Annotated in this window: 8 protein-coding genes, 1 tRNA gene and 3 rRNA genes; 9 read left to right on the plus strand and 3 right to left on the minus strand. The window is 55.2% G+C overall.

All coding sequences use genetic code 11. From position 1 onward, the window contains the following. Positions 1-7: 7 nt before the first annotated feature. Together purD and purH are read right to left on the minus strand one after the other, a co-directional pair. A complete protein-coding gene (gene purD, locus NR302_RS01205) occupies positions 8-1288 on the minus strand; it encodes a phosphoribosylamine--glycine ligase (protein WP_154157664.1) in 1281 nt (426 codons plus the stop codon). An 18-nt stretch (positions 1289-1306) separates the two neighbouring features. Then, positions 1307-2896 (minus strand): bifunctional phosphoribosylaminoimidazolecarboxamide formyltransferase/IMP cyclohydrolase, encoded by a 1590-nt coding sequence (gene purH, locus NR302_RS01210; protein ID WP_258144339.1) that lies wholly within the window; start codon positions 2894-2896, stop codon positions 1307-1309. Positions 2897-3525: 629 nt separating this feature from the next. On the opposite strand from purH, the gene NR302_RS01215 reads away from it, so the two are divergent. The 8 genes from NR302_RS01215 (at position 3526) to aceK (ending at position 14732) form a co-directional block, all read left to right on the plus strand. Beyond that, positions 3526-5065: ribosomal RNA gene (locus NR302_RS01215) — 16S ribosomal RNA — on the plus strand. A gap of 89 nt (positions 5066-5154) precedes the next feature. Next, positions 5155-5229, plus strand: a tRNA-Glu gene (locus NR302_RS01220). A 214-nt stretch (positions 5230-5443) separates the two neighbouring features. After that, a 23S ribosomal RNA gene (locus tag NR302_RS01225) occupies positions 5444-8351 on the plus strand. A 105-nt stretch (positions 8352-8456) separates the two neighbouring features. After that, a 5S ribosomal RNA gene (gene rrf, locus NR302_RS01230) occupies positions 8457-8572 on the plus strand. Together the 16S, 23S and 5S rRNA genes with 1 tRNA gene alongside form the textbook arrangement of a ribosomal RNA operon. A 263-nt stretch (positions 8573-8835) precedes the next feature. Then, positions 8836-9765: a homoserine O-succinyltransferase gene (gene metA, locus NR302_RS01235; RefSeq protein ID WP_154154813.1), complete on the plus strand. Its 930-nt coding sequence runs from the start codon at positions 8836-8838 to the stop codon at positions 9763-9765. A 265-nt stretch (positions 9766-10030) separates the two neighbouring features. Next, positions 10031-11629: a malate synthase A gene (gene aceB / locus NR302_RS01240; RefSeq protein WP_258144340.1), complete on the plus strand. Its 1599-nt coding sequence runs from the start codon at positions 10031-10033 to the stop codon at positions 11627-11629. Between the two features lie 16 nt (positions 11630-11645). Next, complete coding sequence (gene aceA / locus NR302_RS01245; RefSeq protein ID WP_008109833.1) at positions 11646-12947, plus strand: isocitrate lyase; 1302 nt, start codon at positions 11646-11648, stop codon at positions 12945-12947. Between the two features lie 51 nt (positions 12948-12998). Next, positions 12999-14732 (plus strand): bifunctional isocitrate dehydrogenase kinase/phosphatase, encoded by a 1734-nt coding sequence (aceK, locus tag NR302_RS01250; RefSeq protein ID WP_258144341.1) that lies wholly within the window; start codon positions 12999-13001, stop codon positions 14730-14732. On the opposite strand, the gene iclR is transcribed toward aceK, so the two are convergent. Then, positions 14729-15562, minus strand: coding sequence for a glyoxylate bypass operon transcriptional repressor IclR (gene iclR / locus NR302_RS01255; RefSeq protein WP_008109838.1), 834 nt, complete (start codon positions 15560-15562; stop codon positions 14729-14731). The genes aceK and iclR overlap by 4 nt on opposite strands. A gap of 197 nt (positions 15563-15759) precedes the next feature. Between iclR and metH the strand changes: the two genes are divergently transcribed. After that, a complete protein-coding gene (metH, locus tag NR302_RS01260) occupies positions 15760-19443 on the plus strand; it encodes a methionine synthase (RefSeq protein ID WP_258144342.1) in 3684 nt (1227 codons plus the stop codon). The last annotated feature ends 37 nt before the right edge of the window (positions 19444-19480 follow it).

Consider the following 19480-nt stretch of genomic DNA (forward strand, 5'->3'; position numbering starts at 1 on the left):
TGCGTACTTACTTGCGGTTAATGGCGCGGTAACCGATATCGCGGCGGCAGAAGCTGCCATCCCACGAGATATGCTGCGCCAACGCATAAGCGTTCTTCTGCGCTGCGGCTACATCGTCGCCCAGCGCGGTCACGCACAGTACGCGACCGCCGTTGGTCACCACCAGATCGTCCTTCATGGTGGTGCCGGCGTGGAACACTTTGCCATCCGGCACTTCTTCCAGTGGCAGACCGTGAATCTGATCGCCCGTGTTGTAATCGCCCGGATAACCACCCGCCGCTAACACCACGCCCAGCGAAGGACGTGGATCCCACTGCGAGGTTTGCTGATCCAGTTTGCCATCGGTCGCCGCCAGACATAGCTCAACCAGATCCGATTGCAGACGCAGCATGATCGGCTGCGTTTCCGGATCGCCGAAGCGGCAGTTAAATTCGATCACTTTAGGCTGACCGGCTTTATCGATCATCAAACCGGCATACAGAAAACCGGTATAGATGTTGCCTTCAGCTTTCATACCGTTAACGGTTGGCCAGATGATCTGATCCATCACGCGCTGGTGGATCTCATCGGTCACCACTGGCGCCGGAGAATACGCGCCCATGCCGCCGGTGTTTGGACCGGTATCGCCATCGCCGACGCGCTTGTGATCCTGGCTGGTGGCCATTGGCAGCACATTGTTGCCGTCGACCATCACGATAAAGCTGGCTTCTTCGCCATCAAGGAACTCTTCAATCACGATGCGGTGACCGGCATCGCCGAACGCATTGCCAGCCAGCATGTCTTGTACTGCAGCTTCTGCTTCAGCCAGTTCCATCGCCACGATCACGCCTTTACCGGCGGCCAGACCGTCAGCTTTAATGACGATCGGTGCGCCTTTCTCGCGCAGATAGGCCAGCGCAGGCTCCACTTCGGTGAAGTTCTGGTATTCGGCGGTTGGGATCTGCTGACGTGCCAGGAAATCTTTGGTGAACGCCTTTGAACCTTCCAGCTGGGCGGCGGCTTGCGTTGGGCCAAAGATCTTCAGACCTGCAGTACGGAACGCATCAACCACGCCAATCACCAGCGGCGCTTCCGGGCCAACGATGGTCAGATCGATTTTTTCCTGCTGAGCAAAAGCCAGCAGCGCGGGAACGTCGGTGGCGCTGATTGCCACGTTTTGCAGAGCCGGCTCGAGCGCGGTGCCCGCATTGCCCGGCGCGACAAATACTGTTTCAGCCAGTGGCGATTGTGCCGCTTTCCATGCCAGCGCGTGCTCACGTCCGCCATTACCAATCACTAAAATTTTCATCTGTACTGCTCCCAACAATTAATGGCGGAAATGACGCATGTCGGTAAAGATCATCGCGATGCCGTGCTCATCAGCTGCAGCAATCACTTCATCATCACGGATTGAACCGCCTGGCTGAATCACGCAGCTGATGCCGACAGCCGCTGCGGCGTCGATACCGTCGCGGAACGGGAAGAATGCATCAGACGCCATCGCGGAGCCTTTCACTTCCAGACCTTCATCACCCGCTTTGATGCCGGCAATTTTGGCCGAGTAAACGCGGCTCATCTGGCCGGCGCCAATGCCGATGGTCATATTGTCACGTGCGTAGACGATGGCGTTGGATTTAACGAACTTCGCCACTTTCCAGCAGAACAGCGCATCACGCAGTTCCTGCTCAGTTGGCTGGCGCTTGCTGACAACGCGCAGCTGGCTGGCATCGACCATGCCCAGATCGCGATCCTGAACCAGCACGCCGCCGTTAACACGTTTGAAATCCAGCGCCGCAACGCGACCTTTCCACTGACCACACACCAGAACGCGTACGTTCTGCTTAGCGGCGGTCACTTTTAGTGCTGCTTCGCTGGCGGATGGCGCGATGATCACTTCAACAAACTGACGGCTGATGATCGCCTGTGCGGTGGCTTCGTCCAGCTCGCGGTTGAAAGCGATGATGCCGCCGAAAGCAGAAGTCGGGTCAGTTTTGTAGGCGCGCTCGTAAGCGTCAAGAATCGAACCGCCAACCGCCACGCCGCATGGGTTAGCGTGTTTAACGATCACGCAAGCGGCTTCGTCGAACTCTTTCACGCACTCGAGTGCGGCATCGGTATCGGCGATGTTGTTGTAAGAGAGCGCTTTGCCCTGAACTTGCTGCGCGGTGGCAACAGAAGCTTCAGCAACATTCTCTTCTATATAGAAGGCAGCATCCTGATGGCTGTTCTCGCCGTAACGCATATCCTGCTTCTTAATGAAGTTGAGGTTAAGCGTGCGCGGGAAGCGACCGGCTGGTTCTTTGCTGTCGCTGTGATAAGCCGGCACCAGGCTACCGAAGTAGTTGGCGATCATACTGTCATAAGCGGCAGTGTGTTCGAAGGCTTTGATGGCCAGATCAAAACGCGTTTCCAGCGTGAGCGAGTTTTCGTTGGCATCCAACTCGGCAATGATCGCCTCGTAATCGCTGCTCTTCACCACGATCGCCACGTCTTTATGGTTCTTCGCCGCTGAGCGAACCATGGTTGGGCCGCCGATATCGATGTTCTCTACCGCGTCAGCTAATGAGCAATCAGGTTTGGCAACGGTTTGTGCGAAGGGATACAGGTTAACGACCACCATGTCGATTGGGTTGATGGCGTGTTCAGCCATGATCGCATCATCCTGACCACGACGACCCAAAATGCCGCCATGCACTTTCGGGTGCAGCGTTTTGACGCGTCCATCCATCATTTCCGGGAAACCGGTGTAGTCAGAAACTTCGGTGACGGGCAGGCCCGCATCTGCCAGCAGACGTGCGGTACCGCCTGTGGAGAGCAGCTCAACACCACGACTGGAGAGTGCCTGAGCAAATTCGAGGATACCGGCTTTGTCAGAAACACTGAGTAGAGCGCGGCGTACAGGACGACGTTGTTGCATGGTGGTTTTATCCCTTGGCTTTGTTTCGCGTAAAAAAGAGCGTTACATCAAGCTTAGTGTCTCTCTTCTATATAGAAGGAAACGCTTGCCTCATGTAACGCCCCAAAAGGGGCATCCTTGACGTCGCCGGGCATTGTAGCGAAAACGTTTGCGTGATGCTCGCCTAAATTCATTTGTGCGGCAGAGTGTGGATAACACTGTGTGTAACTGCGTATAAGGCAGGGTTTTGCTGTGGAATGCAGCGAACGGTTGTTTTTATTGAATTTAGCGGTTGCGTGCTGAGAACAACTCCCTATAATGCGCATCCATCAACACGGCACAACGGTTTACGAAATGCGGTGTTGGTGAGGAAGATTCGATAAGAACTTCCGCCGGATGAAAACGCTGAAAAAAGTGTTTGACTCCGAAGGAGAGTAGCGTAGTATACGCCACCTCGCGACAGACGGTTCAGCCGCTGCTCGCAACGCTCTTTAACAATTTATCAGACAATCTGTGTGGGCACTCGCAGGATTGATATCAGCGTCTCCGGACGTAAAAAATATCAAAGCCTCACGAGTGAACACATAATGAAATTCATTATGACGTTTTACAGATGAGCATCGCTGAACTTGTTTCAGCAAATCAAACTTAAATTGAAGAGTTTGATCATGGCTCAGATTGAACGCTGGCGGCAGGCCTAACACATGCAAGTCGAACGGTAGCACAGAGAGCTTGCTCTCGGGTGACGAGTGGCGGACGGGTGAGTAATGTCTGGGAAACTGCCCGATGGAGGGGGATAACTACTGGAAACGGTAGCTAATACCGCATAACGTCGCAAGACCAAAGTGGGGGACCTTCGGGCCTCACACCATCGGATGTGCCCAGATGGGATTAGCTAGTAGGTGGGGTAATGGCTCACCTAGGCGACGATCCCTAGCTGGTCTGAGAGGATGACCAGCCACACTGGAACTGAGACACGGTCCAGACTCCTACGGGAGGCAGCAGTGGGGAATATTGCACAATGGGCGCAAGCCTGATGCAGCCATGCCGCGTGTATGAAGAAGGCCTTCGGGTTGTAAAGTACTTTCAGCGGGGAGGAAGGCGGTGGAGTTAATAACTTCACCGATTGACGTTACCCGCAGAAGAAGCACCGGCTAACTCCGTGCCAGCAGCCGCGGTAATACGGAGGGTGCAAGCGTTAATCGGAATTACTGGGCGTAAAGCGCACGCAGGCGGTCTGTCAAGTCGGATGTGAAATCCCCGGGCTTAACCTGGGAACTGCATTCGAAACTGGCAGGCTAGAGTCTTGTAGAGGGGGGTAGAATTCCAGGTGTAGCGGTGAAATGCGTAGAGATCTGGAGGAATACCGGTGGCGAAGGCGGCCCCCTGGACAAAGACTGACGCTCAGGTGCGAAAGCGTGGGGAGCAAACAGGATTAGATACCCTGGTAGTCCACGCCGTAAACGATGTCGACTTGGAGGTTGTTCCCTTGAGGAGTGGCTTCCGGAGCTAACGCGTTAAGTCGACCGCCTGGGGAGTACGGCCGCAAGGTTAAAACTCAAATGAATTGACGGGGGCCCGCACAAGCGGTGGAGCATGTGGTTTAATTCGATGCAACGCGAAGAACCTTACCTACTCTTGACATCCAGAGAACTTAGCAGAGATGCTTTGGTGCCTTCGGGAACTCTGAGACAGGTGCTGCATGGCTGTCGTCAGCTCGTGTTGTGAAATGTTGGGTTAAGTCCCGCAACGAGCGCAACCCTTATCCTTTGTTGCCAGCGGTTCGGCCGGGAACTCAAAGGAGACTGCCAGTGATAAACTGGAGGAAGGTGGGGATGACGTCAAGTCATCATGGCCCTTACGAGTAGGGCTACACACGTGCTACAATGGCGCATACAAAGAGAAGCGACCTCGCGAGAGCAAGCGGACCTCATAAAGTGCGTCGTAGTCCGGATCGGAGTCTGCAACTCGACTCCGTGAAGTCGGAATCGCTAGTAATCGTAGATCAGAATGCTACGGTGAATACGTTCCCGGGCCTTGTACACACCGCCCGTCACACCATGGGAGTGGGTTGCAAAAGAAGTAGGTAGCTTAACCTTCGGGAGGGCGCTTACCACTTTGTGATTCATGACTGGGGTGAAGTCGTAACAAGGTAACCGTAGGGGAACCTGCGGTTGGATCACCTCCTTACCTGAAGATACCTTCCCGCGCAGTGCTCACACAGATTGTCTGATAAAAAGTAATGAGCAAGACGGCTGCGAAGTCGTGACACTACTCGTGTCCCCTTCGTCTAGCGGTTAGGACTCCGCCCTTTCACGGCGGCAACAGGGGTTCGAATCCCCTAGGGGACGCCACTTGCTTGGTGACAGGTGAAAGGTGTCTCCACGAAGTATCTCAGACTGAGCTTACGAGCTTTGTGTGAGATATTGCTCTTTAACAATCCGGAACAAGCTGAAAATTGAAACGACGTGTTGGTTCATTTCTCCGTAATAGGAAATGAATAACAACGCGTTCGAGTCTCTCAAATGCTTGCAGTCTGCAGCGTTGCAAAACGCCTGTGGGTTGTGAGGTTAAGCGACTAAGCGTACACGGTGGATGCCCTGGCAGTCAGAGGCGATGAAGGACGTGCTAATCTGCGTAAAGCGTCGGTAAGGTGATATGAACCGCTACAGCCGACGATGTCCGAATGGGGAAACCCGGTGCACTCAGTGCATCATCGCAACATGAATACATAGTGTTGCGAGGCGAACCTGGGGAACTGAAACATCTAAGTACCCAGAGGAAAAGAAATCAACCGAGATTCCCCCAGTAGCGGCGAGCGAACGGGGAACAGCCCAGAACCTGAATCAGTTTGTGCGTTAGTGGAAGCGTCTGGAAAGTCGCGCGATACCGGGTGATAGCCCCGTACACGAAAGTGCACATACTGTGAGTTCGAAGAGTAGGGCGGGACACGTGGTATCCTGTCTGAATATGGGGGGACCATCCTCCAAGGCTAAATACTCCTGACTGACCGATAGTGAACCAGTACCGTGAGGGAAAGGCGAAAAGAACCCCGGCGAGGGGAGTGAAACAGAACCTGAAACCGTGTACGTACAAGCAGTGGGAGCCTTGATTTATCAGGGTGACTGCGTACCTTTTGTATAATGGGTCAGCGACTTATATTCTGTAGCAAGGTTAACCGTATAGGGGAGCCGCAGGGAAACCGAGTCTTAACTGGGCGTTAAGTTGCAGGGTATAGACCCGAAACCCGGTGATCTAGCCATGGGCAGGTTGAAGGTTGGGTAACACTAACTGGAGGACCGAACCGACTAATGTTGAAAAATTAGCGGATGACTTGTGGCTGGGGGTGAAAGGCCAATCAAACCGGGAGATAGCTGGTTCTCCCCGAAAGCTATTTAGGTAGCGCCTCGTGAACTCATCTTCGGGGGTAGAGCACTGTTTCGGCTAGGGGGCCATCCCGGCTTACCAACCCGATGCAAACTGCGAATACCGAAGAATGTTATCACGGGAGACACACGGCGGGTGCTAACGTCCGTCGTGAAGAGGGAAACAACCCAGACCGCCAGCTAAGGTCCCAAAGTCATGGTTAAGTGGGAAACGATGTGGGAAGGCACAGACAGCCAGGATGTTGGCTTAGAAGCAGCCATCATTTAAAGAAAGCGTAATAGCTCACTGGTCGAGTCGGCCTGCGCGGAAGATGTAACGGGGCTAAACCATGCACCGAAGCTGCGGCAGCGACACTATGTGTTGTTGGGTAGGGGAGCGTTCTGTAAGCCGTTGAAGGTGTCCTGTGAGGGGTGCTGGAGGTATCAGAAGTGCGAATGCTGACATAAGTAACGATAAAGCGGGTGAAAAGCCCGCTCGCCGGAAGACCAAGGGTTCCTGTTCAACGTTAATCGGAGCAGGGTGAGTCGACCCCTAAGGCGAGGCTGAAAAGCGTAGTCGATGGGAAGCAGGTTAATATTCCTGCACTTGGTGTTACTGCGAAGGGGGGACGGAGAAGGCTAGGTTATCCGGGCGACGGTTGTCCCGGTTTAAGCGTGTAGGCTGACATCTTTGGTAAATCCGGGGTGTCTTAAGGCTGAGGCGTGATGACGAGCCACTACGGTGGTGAAGTAACTGATGCCCTGCTTCCAGGAAAAGCCTCTAAGCTCCAGGTAACACGAAATCGTACCCCAAACCGACACAGGTGGTCAGGTAGAGAATACCAAGGCGCTTGAGAGAACTCGGGTGAAGGAACTAGGCAAAATGGTGCCGTAACTTCGGGAGAAGGCACGCTGGCGCGTAGGTAGAGGGACTTGCTCCCCGAGCCGAAGCCAGTCGAAGATACCAGCTGGCTGCAACTGTTTATTAAAAACACAGCACTGTGCAAACACGAAAGTGGACGTATACGGTGTGACGCCTGCCCGGTGCCGGAAGGTTAATTGATGGGGTTATCCGCAAGGAGAAGCTCTTGATCGAAGCCCCGGTAAACGGCGGCCGTAACTATAACGGTCCTAAGGTAGCGAAATTCCTTGTCGGGTAAGTTCCGACCTGCACGAATGGCGTAATGATGGCCAGGCTGTCTCCACCCGAGACTCAGTGAAATTGAAATCGCTGTGAAGATGCAGTGTACCCGCGGCAAGACGGAAAGACCCCGTGAACCTTTACTATAGCTTGACACTGAACATTGAGCCTTGATGTGTAGGATAGGTGGGAGGCTTTGAAGCGTGGACGCCAGTCTGCGTGGAGCCAACCTTGAAATACCACCCTTTAATGTTTGATGTTCTAACGTAGGCCCGTGATCCGGGCTGCGGACAGTGTCTGGTGGGTAGTTTGACTGGGGCGGTCTCCTCCCAAAGAGTAACGGAGGAGCACGAAGGTTGGCTAATCCTGGTCGGACATCAGGAGGTTAGTGCAATGGCATAAGCCAGCTTGACTGCGAGAGTGACGGCTCGAGCAGGTGCGAAAGCAGGTCATAGTGATCCGGTGGTTCTGAATGGAAGGGCCATCGCTCAACGGATAAAAGGTACTCCGGGGATAACAGGCTGATACCGCCCAAGAGTTCATATCGACGGCGGTGTTTGGCACCTCGATGTCGGCTCATCACATCCTGGGGCTGAAGTAGGTCCCAAGGGTACGGCTGTTCGCCGTTTAAAGTGGTACGCGAGCTGGGTTTAGAACGTCGTGAGACAGTTCGGTCCCTATCTGCCGTGGGCGCTGGAGAATTGAGGGGGGTTGCTCCTAGTACGAGAGGACCGGAGTGAACGCACCACTGGTGTTCGGGTTGTCATGCCAATGGCATTGCCCGGTAGCTAAGTGCGGAAAAGATAAGTGCTGAAAGCATCTAAGCACGAAACTTGCCCCGAGATGAGTTCTCCCTGACTCCTTGAGAGTCCTGAAGGGACGTTGAAGACTACGACGTTGATAGGCCGGATGTGTAAGCGCAGCGATGCGTTGAGCTAACCGGTACTAATGACCCGTGAGGCTTAACCTTACAACGCCAGAGGCGTTTTGGTCTGAGAGACCGGATTTTCAGCTTGTTTTACGGATTAAAGAATCAGCGGAAGCGAATGTTATTCGTTTTTGCACAAAGAATTTGCCTGGCGGCTTTAGCGCGGTGGTCCCACCTGACCCCATGCCGAACTCAGAAGTGAAACGCCGTAGCGCCGATGGTAGTGTGGGGTCTCCCCATGCGAGAGTAGGGAACTGCCAGGCATCAAATAGTGAAGAAGCCCCGAACGGAAGTTCGGGGCTTTTTTACGTCTGAAATTTAGAAACTGCTTAATGTTTAGTACCATCCTGAAGCTAAAATTCGCACATGACATACTCATCTCCCTAACGATTTTCCCAAATCCCACCTAAAGCTGAAACATTTTCATAAACCGCATGAAGACTCGACATTTTCGACATAACACGCTAATGTCGGGCATCTGGATGTCTAAACGTTTATACGGTTATTAGTAAGAGGTGAGCAGGTTATGCCAATCAGGATTCCCGACGAATTACCGGCAGTGAATTTTTTGCGTGATGAAAACGTCTTTGTCATGACGTCGTCGCGCGCCAGTGTTCAGGAGATCCGTCCGCTAAAAGTGCTGATTCTTAACCTGATGCCAAAGAAGATTGAGACAGAAAACCAGTTCCTGCGCCTGCTCTCAAACTCACCGTTGCAGATTGATGTGCAGCTGCTGCGCATTGATAGCCGCGAGTCGCGCAACACGCCGACAGAGCATCTGAACAACTTCTACTGCAACTTTGAAGACATCCAAAACGATAATTTCGATGGACTGATTGTGACCGGCGCGCCGCTGGGATTGGTCGATTTCAATGATGTTGCTTACTGGCCACAGATTCAGCGCGTACTGCACTGGGCGAATGAGCACGTCACCTCCACGCTCTTTGTCTGTTGGGCGGTTCAGGCGGCACTCAACATTCTGTATGGCATTCCTAAGCAGACGCGGCAGAACAAATTGTCCGGGGTTTATGAGCACCAAATCCTGCATCCACACGCGTTACTGACGCGTGGCTTTGACGACAACTTCCTGGCCCCGCATTCACGCTATGCCGATTTCCCAAGCCAACTGATCCGTGATTACACCGATCTCGAGCTGTTTGCCGAATCAGAATCCACCGGCGCGTATTTGATGGCGAGCAAAGACAAGCGCCTGGCGTTTGTCACCGGCCATCCTGAGTACGATGCTTTAACGCTTTCAGGTGAATATCATCGCGATTACGATGCAGGCCTGCAGCCGGAAGTGCCGTTCAACTACTTCCCGCACGACAACCCAGAACTGCCACCGCGCGCTACATGGCGCAGTCACGGCAACCTGCTGTTCTCAAACTGGCTGAACTACTACGTTTATCAGATCACGCCGTTCGATCTGCGTCGGATGAACCCAACGCTCGAATAACTCCAACATCTCGTTTGATCCTGCCGCTCTAGCCGAAAGCTATCGCGGCTTTTTTTTGTCTTCTACTCAGAGGTGGAAGTTATTGCCTTTAATTCGAGAGATTAAATTACATAGATATCAATATGATAAATCACTATAAACTTAAAAATGGAAATAGTTTTTGAAAATAAAATAAAAATCATTATGCTCTGATCTTGCAGGTTATAAAACACCCTACATCCGGATCCGATCGTTAAACGATGGATCAACCCAGGAGGCAGCCCGCATGACAGACTCGGTTATCAGTAATACGCTAACCTTCAGCCAGCCCTTTACCCACGCGGAAAAGCAGCTGCTTACCCCAGAAGCGATCGACTTTGTACACGCATTGGTGGTGCGTTTCGCACCAGAGCGCGAACGCCTGCTGAAAGCACGCCAGCAACGGCAGAAGCGTTACGACCAAGGTGAGTTACCTTGCTTTGATTCGGAAACTACTTCCATTCGTGAAAATGCGTGGCAGGTTCGTCCTATTCCGCAACTGTTACAAGATCGCCGCGTGGAGATCACCGGGCCGCCGGATCGCAAAATGGTGATCAACGCGCTCAACGCCAACGTCAACATCTTCATGGCCGACTTTGAAGATTCACTGGCACCCACCTGGCAGAAGCTGGTCGATGGACAATTAACCTTGCGCGATGCGGTTAATGGCACGCTGAGCTTCACCAGTGAAAACGGCAAGATCTACCAGCTGCGCGCCAATCCGGCGCTGCTGATGTGTCGGGTGCGCGGTCTGCATCTGAATGAAAAGCATGTGGAGTGGCGTGATCGGGCTATTCCCGGCGGATTGTTCGACTTTGCGCTCTACTTTTTCCACAACGTTGAAGCGCTGCTGGAGAAGGGCCACGCGCCGTGGTTCTACTTACCGAAAACCGAGCATGCCGCTGAAGTGGCGTGGTGGCGTGAGATCTTCCGCTTCAGTGAAGATCGCTTCGATCTGCCGCGCGGCACCATCAAAGCCACGGTACTAATCGAAACGCTGCCGGCGGTGTTCCAGATGGATGAGATCCTGTGGGAACTGCGCGATCACGTGGTGGGCCTGAACTGTGGCCGTTGGGATTACATCTTCAGCTACATCAAAACACTGGGCCAGCATCCCGATCGCATCCTGCCGGATCGCCAGCAGATCAGCATGGATCAGCCGTTCCTCGATGCCTATTCACGCCTGCTGATCAGAACCTGTCATCGCCGTGGCGCGCTGGCAATGGGTGGTATGTCGGCGCTGATTCCGAGCAAAGACGCGGAGCGCAATTTATGGGTTACGCAAAAGGTGCAAGAAGATAAAGCGCGCGAAGCGGGCAACGGTCACGACGGAACCTGGGTGGCGCATCCCGGCCTGGCAGACATTGCGATGGAGGAGTTTGACCGTCGACTGGGCGATCAACCTAATCAACTGCACATCACGCGTGAGCAGGATGCGCCAATCACCGCCGAGCGTCTGTTGGCACCGTGTCGCGGCAAGCGAACCGAAGCGGGTATGCGCGCCAATATTCGCGTAGCGCTGCAATATCTGGAAGCCTGGATCAGCGGCAACGGCTGCGTTCCGATTGATGGATTGATGGAAGACGCCGCCACCGCTGAAATCGCTCGTACCTCCATTTGGCAATGGATTCATCACAAGCAAATTCTCAGCGATGGTCAGCCGGTTACGGTGGCGCTGTTTGAACGGCTGCTGGCGGAAGAGCTGGCTGCCTTGCAGCAAACCGTTGGCGCAGAGCGTTTCCAGCATGGACGCTTCGACGATGCCGCCGCACTAATGGCGCAAATCACCACCGATGACGAACTGGTTTCCTTCCTCACTCTGCCGGGCTACCGCCTGCTGCCTTGAACCTGGAGATATGACGATGAATCGTACGCAACAGATCAAACAACTGGAATCGAGCTGGAATGATGCGCGCTGGCAGGGAATCACTCGTCCGTACAGTGCGGAGGATGTGGTCAACTTGCGCGGTTCGGTCAATCCCGCCTGTACACTGGCGGAGCGCGGTGCCACTAAACTCTGGTCGCTGCTGAATGGCGAATCGAGCAAAGGCTACATTAACAGCCTTGGCGCATTGACCGGCGGACAAGCAGTGCAGCAGGCGAAAGCCGGTATAGAAGCGATTTACCTCTCCGGCTGGCAAGTGGCTGCAGATGCCAACCTAGCCGGGCAGATGTATCCCGACCAATCGCTGTATCCGGTGAATTCAGTGCCGAATGTGGTAGAGCGGATTAACCAGAGCTTCCAGCGTGCCGATCAGATTCAATGGGCCAGCGGCGTATCGCCAGAAGACAATGATTTTATTGATTACTTCCTGCCGATTGTCGCCGATGCGGAGGCGGGCTTTGGCGGCGTACTCAATGCGTTTGAGCTGATGAAATCGATGATTCAGGCCGGTGCAGGCGCGGTTCATTTTGAAGATCAGCTGGCGGCGGTGAAGAAGTGCGGCCACATGGGCGGCAAGGTATTAGTCCCGACGCAGGAAGCGATTCAGAAACTGGTGGCGGCGCGCCTGGCCGCAGACGTAATGAACGTGCCGACGGTATTGCTGGCGCGCACCGATGCGGATGCCGCCGATCTGATCACCTCAGACTGCGACCCGCGCGACGCTGCATTTATCACCGGCGAGCGTACCTCGGAAGGCTTCTTCCGCACGCATGCCGGGATTGAACAGGCGATCAGTCGCGGGCTGGCGTATGCGCCTTATGCCGACGTGTTGTGGTGCGAAACCTCAACGCCGGATCTGGAGATGGCGCAGCGTTTTGCCGACGCGATCCACGCGCAGTATCCCGGCAAGCTGCTGGCCTACAACTGTTCGCCATCGTTCAACTGGAAGAAGAACCTCGACGATCGCACCATCGCGCGTTTCCAGCAGGCGCTGAGCGAAATGGGCTATCGCTTCCAGTTCATCACGCTGGCCGGGATTCACAGCATGTGGTTCAACATGTTCGACCTGGCGCACGCTTATGCGCAGGGCGAAGGCATGCGTCATTACGTGGAAAAAGTGCAGCAGCCAGAGTTTGCGGCGCGCGATAAGGGCTACACCTTCTCGTCGCATCAACAGGAAGTCGGCACCGGCTATTTCGATCGCGTTACCAACGTCATTCAGGGCGGACAATCCTCAGTGACCGCGTTGACCGGTTCCACCGAAGCCGCGCAATTCTAAAGCCGTCGTAGGGTCGCCATTCATGGCGACCATTTCCCCGGAGCGTCACCTATGACACCGAGAGAATCGCTGATCGCCCACACCATCCTGCAAGGTTTTGACGCGCAGTATGGCCGCTTTCTGGATATTACCGCTGGCGCACAACAGCGCTTCGAGCAGGCTGACTGGCACGCGGTGCAGCAGGCCATGAAAGCGCGTATCCACCTTTACGATCACCACGTTGGCCTCGTCACCAACCAGCTGCGCATTCTCAATGACACGTCGGATTGGGACGACGCGTTCTGGCTGCGGGTGAAAAGCCATTACGAAACCTTGCTGCCCGGCTATCCGCGCCATGAAATCGCCGAAAGCTTCTTCAACTCGGTCTATTGCCTTTTGCAGGGCCACAGCCATCTGTCGCCCGAGCGCCTGTTTATCTTGCCGTCACAGCCGTATGCGCCTGCACCGGTTGCCCAGCGCCCGTTGTCGCGTCTTTATCGCCCGCAACACAATTGGCAGGAAACATTGCGTCAGGTGCTGAATGACATTCCGCTGCGCTTAACGTGGCAGGATCAAACGCGCGATATCGGCTGGATTGTACGCCATCTGCACGAGCAGTTCGGTGCCGCACAACTGGCGACGGCGACGCTGGATGTCGCCAGCGAACTGTTTTACCGCAACAAAACCGCGTGGATCGTGGCGCGCCTGCAGCTAAGCAATGGCATGGTGCCCTGTTTGCTGCCGATTCAGCGTGATGATGCCGGCCGTTTGTGGATCGATACCTGTCTCACCGATAGCGATGATGCCAGCATCGTGTTTGGCTTCGCCCGCGCCTATTTTATGGTGTACGCGCCGGTGCCAGCCGCGCTGGTGGCGTGGCTGCAACCGATACTGCCGGGCAAAACCGTGGCTGAACGCTACATGGCGATTGGCTGTCAGAAGCACGGCAAAACCGAATGCTACCGCGAATATCTGCACTATCTGGCGCACAGCGAGGAAGATTTCACCGTCGCGCCCGGCATTCGCGGCATGGTGATGATGGTGTTCACGCTGCCGGGTTTTGATCGCGTATTTAAGGTGATCAAAGATCGCTTCGCACCGCAAAAAGAGGTCACCGATGCGCAGGTGCGCGACTGCTATCGCATGGTTAAAGAGCATGATCGCGTTGGTCGCATGGCAGATACCCAGGAGTTTGAGCACTTTGCGTTACCGCGCGCGCGTATTCCGGCTGAACTGATGGCAGAGTTTGAGCGCGACATCCCGGAAAAAATCGAGGTGCGCGACGACGTGGTGATCATCCGCCACTTGTGGCTGGAACGTCGCATGGAGCCGCTTAATTTGTGGCTGGCTCAGGCTTCGCCGGAACAGCGGCAGCACGCGATTGGCGAATACGGTGATGCGATTCGTCAGCTGGCGGCGGCGAACATTTTCCCCGGCGACATGCTGTACAAAAACTTTGGCATGACGCGTCACGGCCGCGTGGTGTTTTACGATTACGACGAAATCCGCCCGATGACCGAGTTGGTGTTCCGCGATGTACCGCAGGCGCGTTATGAGGAAGATGAGCTGCAGGCCGAGCCGTGGTACAGCGTCGGGCCGGATGATGTGTTCCCGGAAACTTTCCGCTATGCGCTGTGCAGCGAACCGTCGACCGGCAAGCTGCTACAGGCGCTGCATCCGCAACTGTTTGATCCCAACTGGTGGCGCGCGCTGCAAACGCGCATCCGCGAAGGACATATTGAAGAGGTGATTGCGTGGCGCGCCAGCCAGCGTTTCAGCGCGCGCTATGCTTCGGTGGCCGCTTAGCGGCCAGAGTAGGTTTGTGTCACTTGCTTGGCGGCGCGGATTACCAGCGCACCGAGCTCGGTGATGCGGTCGTCGGTCATGCGCGCAATCGGGCCGGAGATCGAGATGGCGGCGAAGGGTTCGCCATGTTCGTCATAAATCGGTGCCGCAACGCAGCGCAGACCCAACGCGTGCTCTTCATCATCATGCGAAAAGCCCATCTTACGAATCAGCGCCAGATTCTCCTTCAGGCTATGTGGCGACATCAGCGTTTTCGGCGTGTAGTGATGCAATCCTTTTTGATGCAGCAGCGCGGTAACTTGCTCATCGCTGAGATGCGCCAGAAACGCTTTACCGGCGCCGGATGCATGCATCGGCAGCTTGCCGCCAATCGGCGCGGACATGCGCATCAGCTGCGTACACTGCACCTGATCGATGATCACCGCCTGATAATCGCTGAGATCCAGCACCGCCAGATTCACCGTCTCACCGGCATCTTCCATCAGCTTGCGCAGCAGCGGATGCACAATCGCCAGCAGATTTCGGCTCTGCAGGAAGCTGCTGCCCACCACAAAAGCGTGCGAACCAATGGTCCATAAACCCAAGTCGCCCACCTGATGCACAAAACCTTGCTGCTGCATGGTGGAGAGCAGGCGATGAGTAGTGGAGTTGGGTAAACCGGCCTGTTGCGCCAGTTCGGTTAGCGCCACGCTGCCGTGGGATTCGGCAATCAGCTCTAGCAGGCGCAGGCCGCGCGTCAGAGATTGTACTTGCCCGCCGACAGGCGCGCTGGTGGGTGTCGTTGTAGCACGAGGTTTCTTGCCGCGTTTAACGGGCGCAGGGGTTGCCATAACGTCTCCAATTCGCATCAATGCTGGAAACCATTTTCGTTTTTAACTGCATTAATGCAAACGCTGACTTTCTGGTCAGACCTGTGATGGGTAAAAGCTGAAAATGTCTCATCTGAGCTGACTTTTGATCACCTGCAAGTTGTGCCAGTATGTCTGGCTGGCATATTAGCCAACGCAATGACGTGGACGGGGCGAGAGTGAGCAACAAAACAGAAATGCTGCAGCAGCAGCTGGCACAACGCATTATAATTCTGGACGGTGGCATGGGCACCATGATCCAGAGTTATAAACTGAGTGAGCAGGATTTCCGTGGCAGCCGCTTTGCCGACTGGCCATCTGATTTGAAGGGCAACAACGATCTGTTGGTGCTGACCAAACCGGACGTCATCCGCGAAATCCACAATGCCTACCTCGCTGCCGGCGCGGATATTCTGGAAACCAACACCTTCAACTCCACCACCATTGCGATGGCCGATTACGCGATGGAAGCGCTGTCGGCGGAGATCAACTTCGAAGCCGCCAAGCTGGCGCGCGCCAGCGCCGATGAGTGGACGGCGAAAACGCCGCATCGTCCGCGCTACGTAGCGGGCGTATTGGGTCCGACTAACCGCACCTGTTCGATCTCGCCGGACGTTAACGATCCCGCTTATCGAAACGTAACCTTCAATCAGCTGGTGGAAGCTTACCGTGAATCCACACATGCGCTGATTGCCGGTGGCTCCGACCTGATCATGATCGAAACGGTGTTCGATACCCTGAATGCCAAAGCGGCGATCTACGCGGTGCAGGCCGAGATGGAAGCGATGGGCGTCAAGCTGCCGCTGATGATCTCCGGCACTATCACTGATGCTTCCGGTCGTACGCTCTCCGGCCAAACCACTGAAGGCTTCTATAACTCGCTGCGTCACGCCGAACCGCTGTCGTTCGGCCTCAACTGTGCGCTGGGCCCGGATGAACTGCGCCAGTATGTGGCGGAGCTGTCGCGTATTGCTGAAGGCTACGTCACCGCGCATCCGAACGCCGGCTTGCCCAACGCCTTTGGTGAATACGATCTCGATGCGGCGATTATGGCCGAGCAAATTGGCGAATGGGCGCGCGCCGGTTTCCTCAATATTATCGGCGGCTGCTGCGGCACCACGCCGGAACACATCGCGGCGATGGCGGCCGCAGTAGACGGCGTTGCGCCGCGCCAGCTGCCAGAGATTCCGGTTGCCTGTCGCTTAGCCGGTCTTGAACCGCTGAATATTCAGGCCGATTCGCTATTCGTCAACGTCGGCGAACGTACCAACGTTACTGGCTCGGCCAAGTTCAAGCGCCTGATTAAAGAAGAGAAATACAACGAAGCGCTGGATGTGGCGCGTCAACAGGTTGAGAGCGGTGCGCAAATCATCGATATCAACATGGATGAAGGGATGCTGGATGCGGAAGCAGCGATGGTGCGCTTCCTCAATCTAATCGCTGGTGAACCCGATATCGCACGCGTGCCGATTATGATCGACTCTTCGAAATGGGAAGTGATCGAGAAAGGCCTGCAGTGCATTCAGGGCAAAGGCATCGTCAACTCCATCTCGATGAAAGAGGGCGTTGAACCGTTCATCGAGCATGCGCGCAAAGTACGTCGTTATGGCGCCGCTATGGTGGTGATGGCGTTTGATGAAGTGGGCCAGGCGGATACGCGCGCACGCAAAATCGAAATCTGTCGTCGCGCCTACAAGATCCTGACTGAAGAGGTCGGTTTCCCGCCTGAAGACATCATTTTCGATCCGAATATCTTTGCCGTAGCGACCGGCATCGAAGAACACAATAACTACGCGATGGATTTTATCGGCGCTTGTGAAGACATCAAACGCGAACTGCCGCACGCGATGATCTCCGGCGGCGTCTCCAACGTGTCGTTCTCGTTCCGTGGCAACGAACCGGTGCGCGAAGCCATTCACGCGGTGTTCCTCTATTACGCTATCCGCAACGGCATGGACATGGGCATCGTCAACGCCGGTCAGCTGGCGATTTACGACGATCTGCCTGCCGAACTGCGCGACGCGGTGGAAGACGTGGTGCTGAACCGCCGTGACGATGGCACCGAGCGCTTGCTGGAGCTGGCGGAGAAGTATCGCGGCAGCAAAAGCGATGGCGAGCAGGAGAAACAACAAGCCGAATGGCGCAGCTGGGACGTGGTAAAGCGTCTGGAATATTCGCTGGTCAAAGGCATCACCGAATTCATCGAGCTGGATACTGAAGAGGCGCGTCAGGGCTATGAACGTCCGATTCAGGTAATCGAAGGGCCGCTGATGTCCGGCATGAACGTGGTCGGCGATCTGTTCGGCGAGGGCAAAATGTTCCTGCCGCAGGTAGTGAAATCGGCGCGCGTGATGAAGCAAGCGGTGGCGTATCTCGAACCCTATATCGAGGCGAGTAAAGAAGCCGGACGCAGCAACGGCAAGATCGTGCTGGCGACGGTAAAAGGCGACGTGCATGACATCGGCAAAAACATCGTCGGCGTGGTGCTGCAGTGTAACAACTACGAAATTATCGACCTCGGCGTCATGGTGCCGAGCGACAAAATCCTCAAAACCGCGATTGCCGAGAACGCCGATATAATTGGGCTTTCTGGCCTGATCACGCCGTCGCTGGATGAAATGGTCAACGTGGCGAAAGAGATGGAGCGTCAGGGATTCACCATCCCGCTGCTGATTGGCGGCGCGACCACCTCGAAAGCACATACCGCCGTGAAGATCGAACAGAACTACAGCGGCCCAACTGTCTACGTACAGAACGCCTCGCGCACCGTGGGCGTGGTGTCATCGCTGCTGTCGGATACGTTGAAAGAGGATTTCGTGGCGCGCACGCGCAAAGAGTACGACACGGTGCGTATTCAGCACGGGCGTAAAAAACCGCGCACCCCGCCGGTGAGCCTGCAAACCGCGCGCGATAATGATTACGCCATCGACTGGGAAAGTTACACGCCGCCGGTGGCGCACCGACTTGGCGTGAGCCCGGTCGAAGCCAGCATTGAAACGCTGCGCAATTACATCGACTGGACGCCGTTCTTTATGACTTGGTCATTGGCCGGCAAATATCCGCGCATTCTGGAAGATGAAGTGGTGGGCGAAGAGGCTAAGCGCCTGTTTGCCGATGCCAACGCCATGCTCGATATGCTGAGTGAGACTGGCACGCTCAATCCACGCGGCGTGGTGGGGATTTTCCCGGCTAACCGTGTCGGCGATGACATTGAAATCTACAGCAATGAGAACCGCAATCAGGTGCTGTGCGTCAGTCATCACTTGCGTCAGCAGACCGAAAAAACCGACTTCGCCAACTACTGTTTAGCCGACTTCGTGGCACCAAAATCCAGCGGCAAAGCCGATTATCTCGGTGCGTTTGCGGTTACCGCCGGGATTGAGGAAGATGCGCTGGCCGAGGCGTACGACAAGCAGCACGATGATTACAACAAAATCATGGTGAAAGCGGTGTCGGATCGTCTGGCCGAAGCCTTTGCCGAGTACCTGCACGAGCGTGTGCGTAAGGTGATTTGGGGCTTTGCCGCCCATGAAAACCTCAGCAACGAAGAGTTGATTCGCGAGAATTATCAGGGCATTCGTCCTGCGCCGGGTTATCCGGCTTGTCCGGAACACACCGAAAAAGCGCCGATCTGGCAATTGCTGGATGTGGAAAAGCACACCGGCATGAAGCTCACCGAATCTTTCGCCATGTGGCCAGGTGCAGCGGTTTCCGGCTGGTACTTCAGCCATCCCGACAGCAAATACTTCGCCGTGGCGCAGATTCAGCGTGATCAGGTAGAAGATTACGCGGCGCGTAAAGGCATGAGCATGAGTGACGTCGAGCGCTGGCTGGCGCCAAACCTGGGCTACGACGCGGATTAACGCATCACGTAGGGTCGCCATTCATGGCGACCTTCTT

The organism is Pantoea sp. SOD02 (genome assembly GCF_024707505.1).
GTDB classification, from domain to species: Bacteria; Pseudomonadota; Gammaproteobacteria; order Enterobacterales; family Enterobacteriaceae; genus Pantoea; species Pantoea symbiotica.

What these genes read in the sequence shown, in the direction of transcription:
- purD (WP_154157664.1), bottom strand. Translation starts at nt 1,288, where the DNA reads ATGAAAATTTTAGTGATTGGTAATGGCGGACGTGAGCACGCGCTGGCA.
- purH (WP_258144339.1), bottom strand. Translation starts at nt 2,896, where the DNA reads ATGCAACAACGTCGTCCTGTACGCCGCGCTCTACTCAGTGTTTCTGAC.
- metA (WP_154154813.1), top strand. Translation starts at nt 8,836, where the DNA reads ATGCCAATCAGGATTCCCGACGAATTACCGGCAGTGAATTTTTTGCGT.
- aceB (WP_258144340.1), top strand. Translation starts at nt 10,031, where the DNA reads ATGACAGACTCGGTTATCAGTAATACGCTAACCTTCAGCCAGCCCTTT.
- aceA (WP_008109833.1), top strand. Translation starts at nt 11,646, where the DNA reads ATGAATCGTACGCAACAGATCAAACAACTGGAATCGAGCTGGAATGAT.
- aceK (WP_258144341.1), top strand. Translation starts at nt 12,999, where the DNA reads ATGACACCGAGAGAATCGCTGATCGCCCACACCATCCTGCAAGGTTTT.
- iclR (WP_008109838.1), bottom strand. Translation starts at nt 15,562, where the DNA reads ATGGCAACCCCTGCGCCCGTTAAACGCGGCAAGAAACCTCGTGCTACA.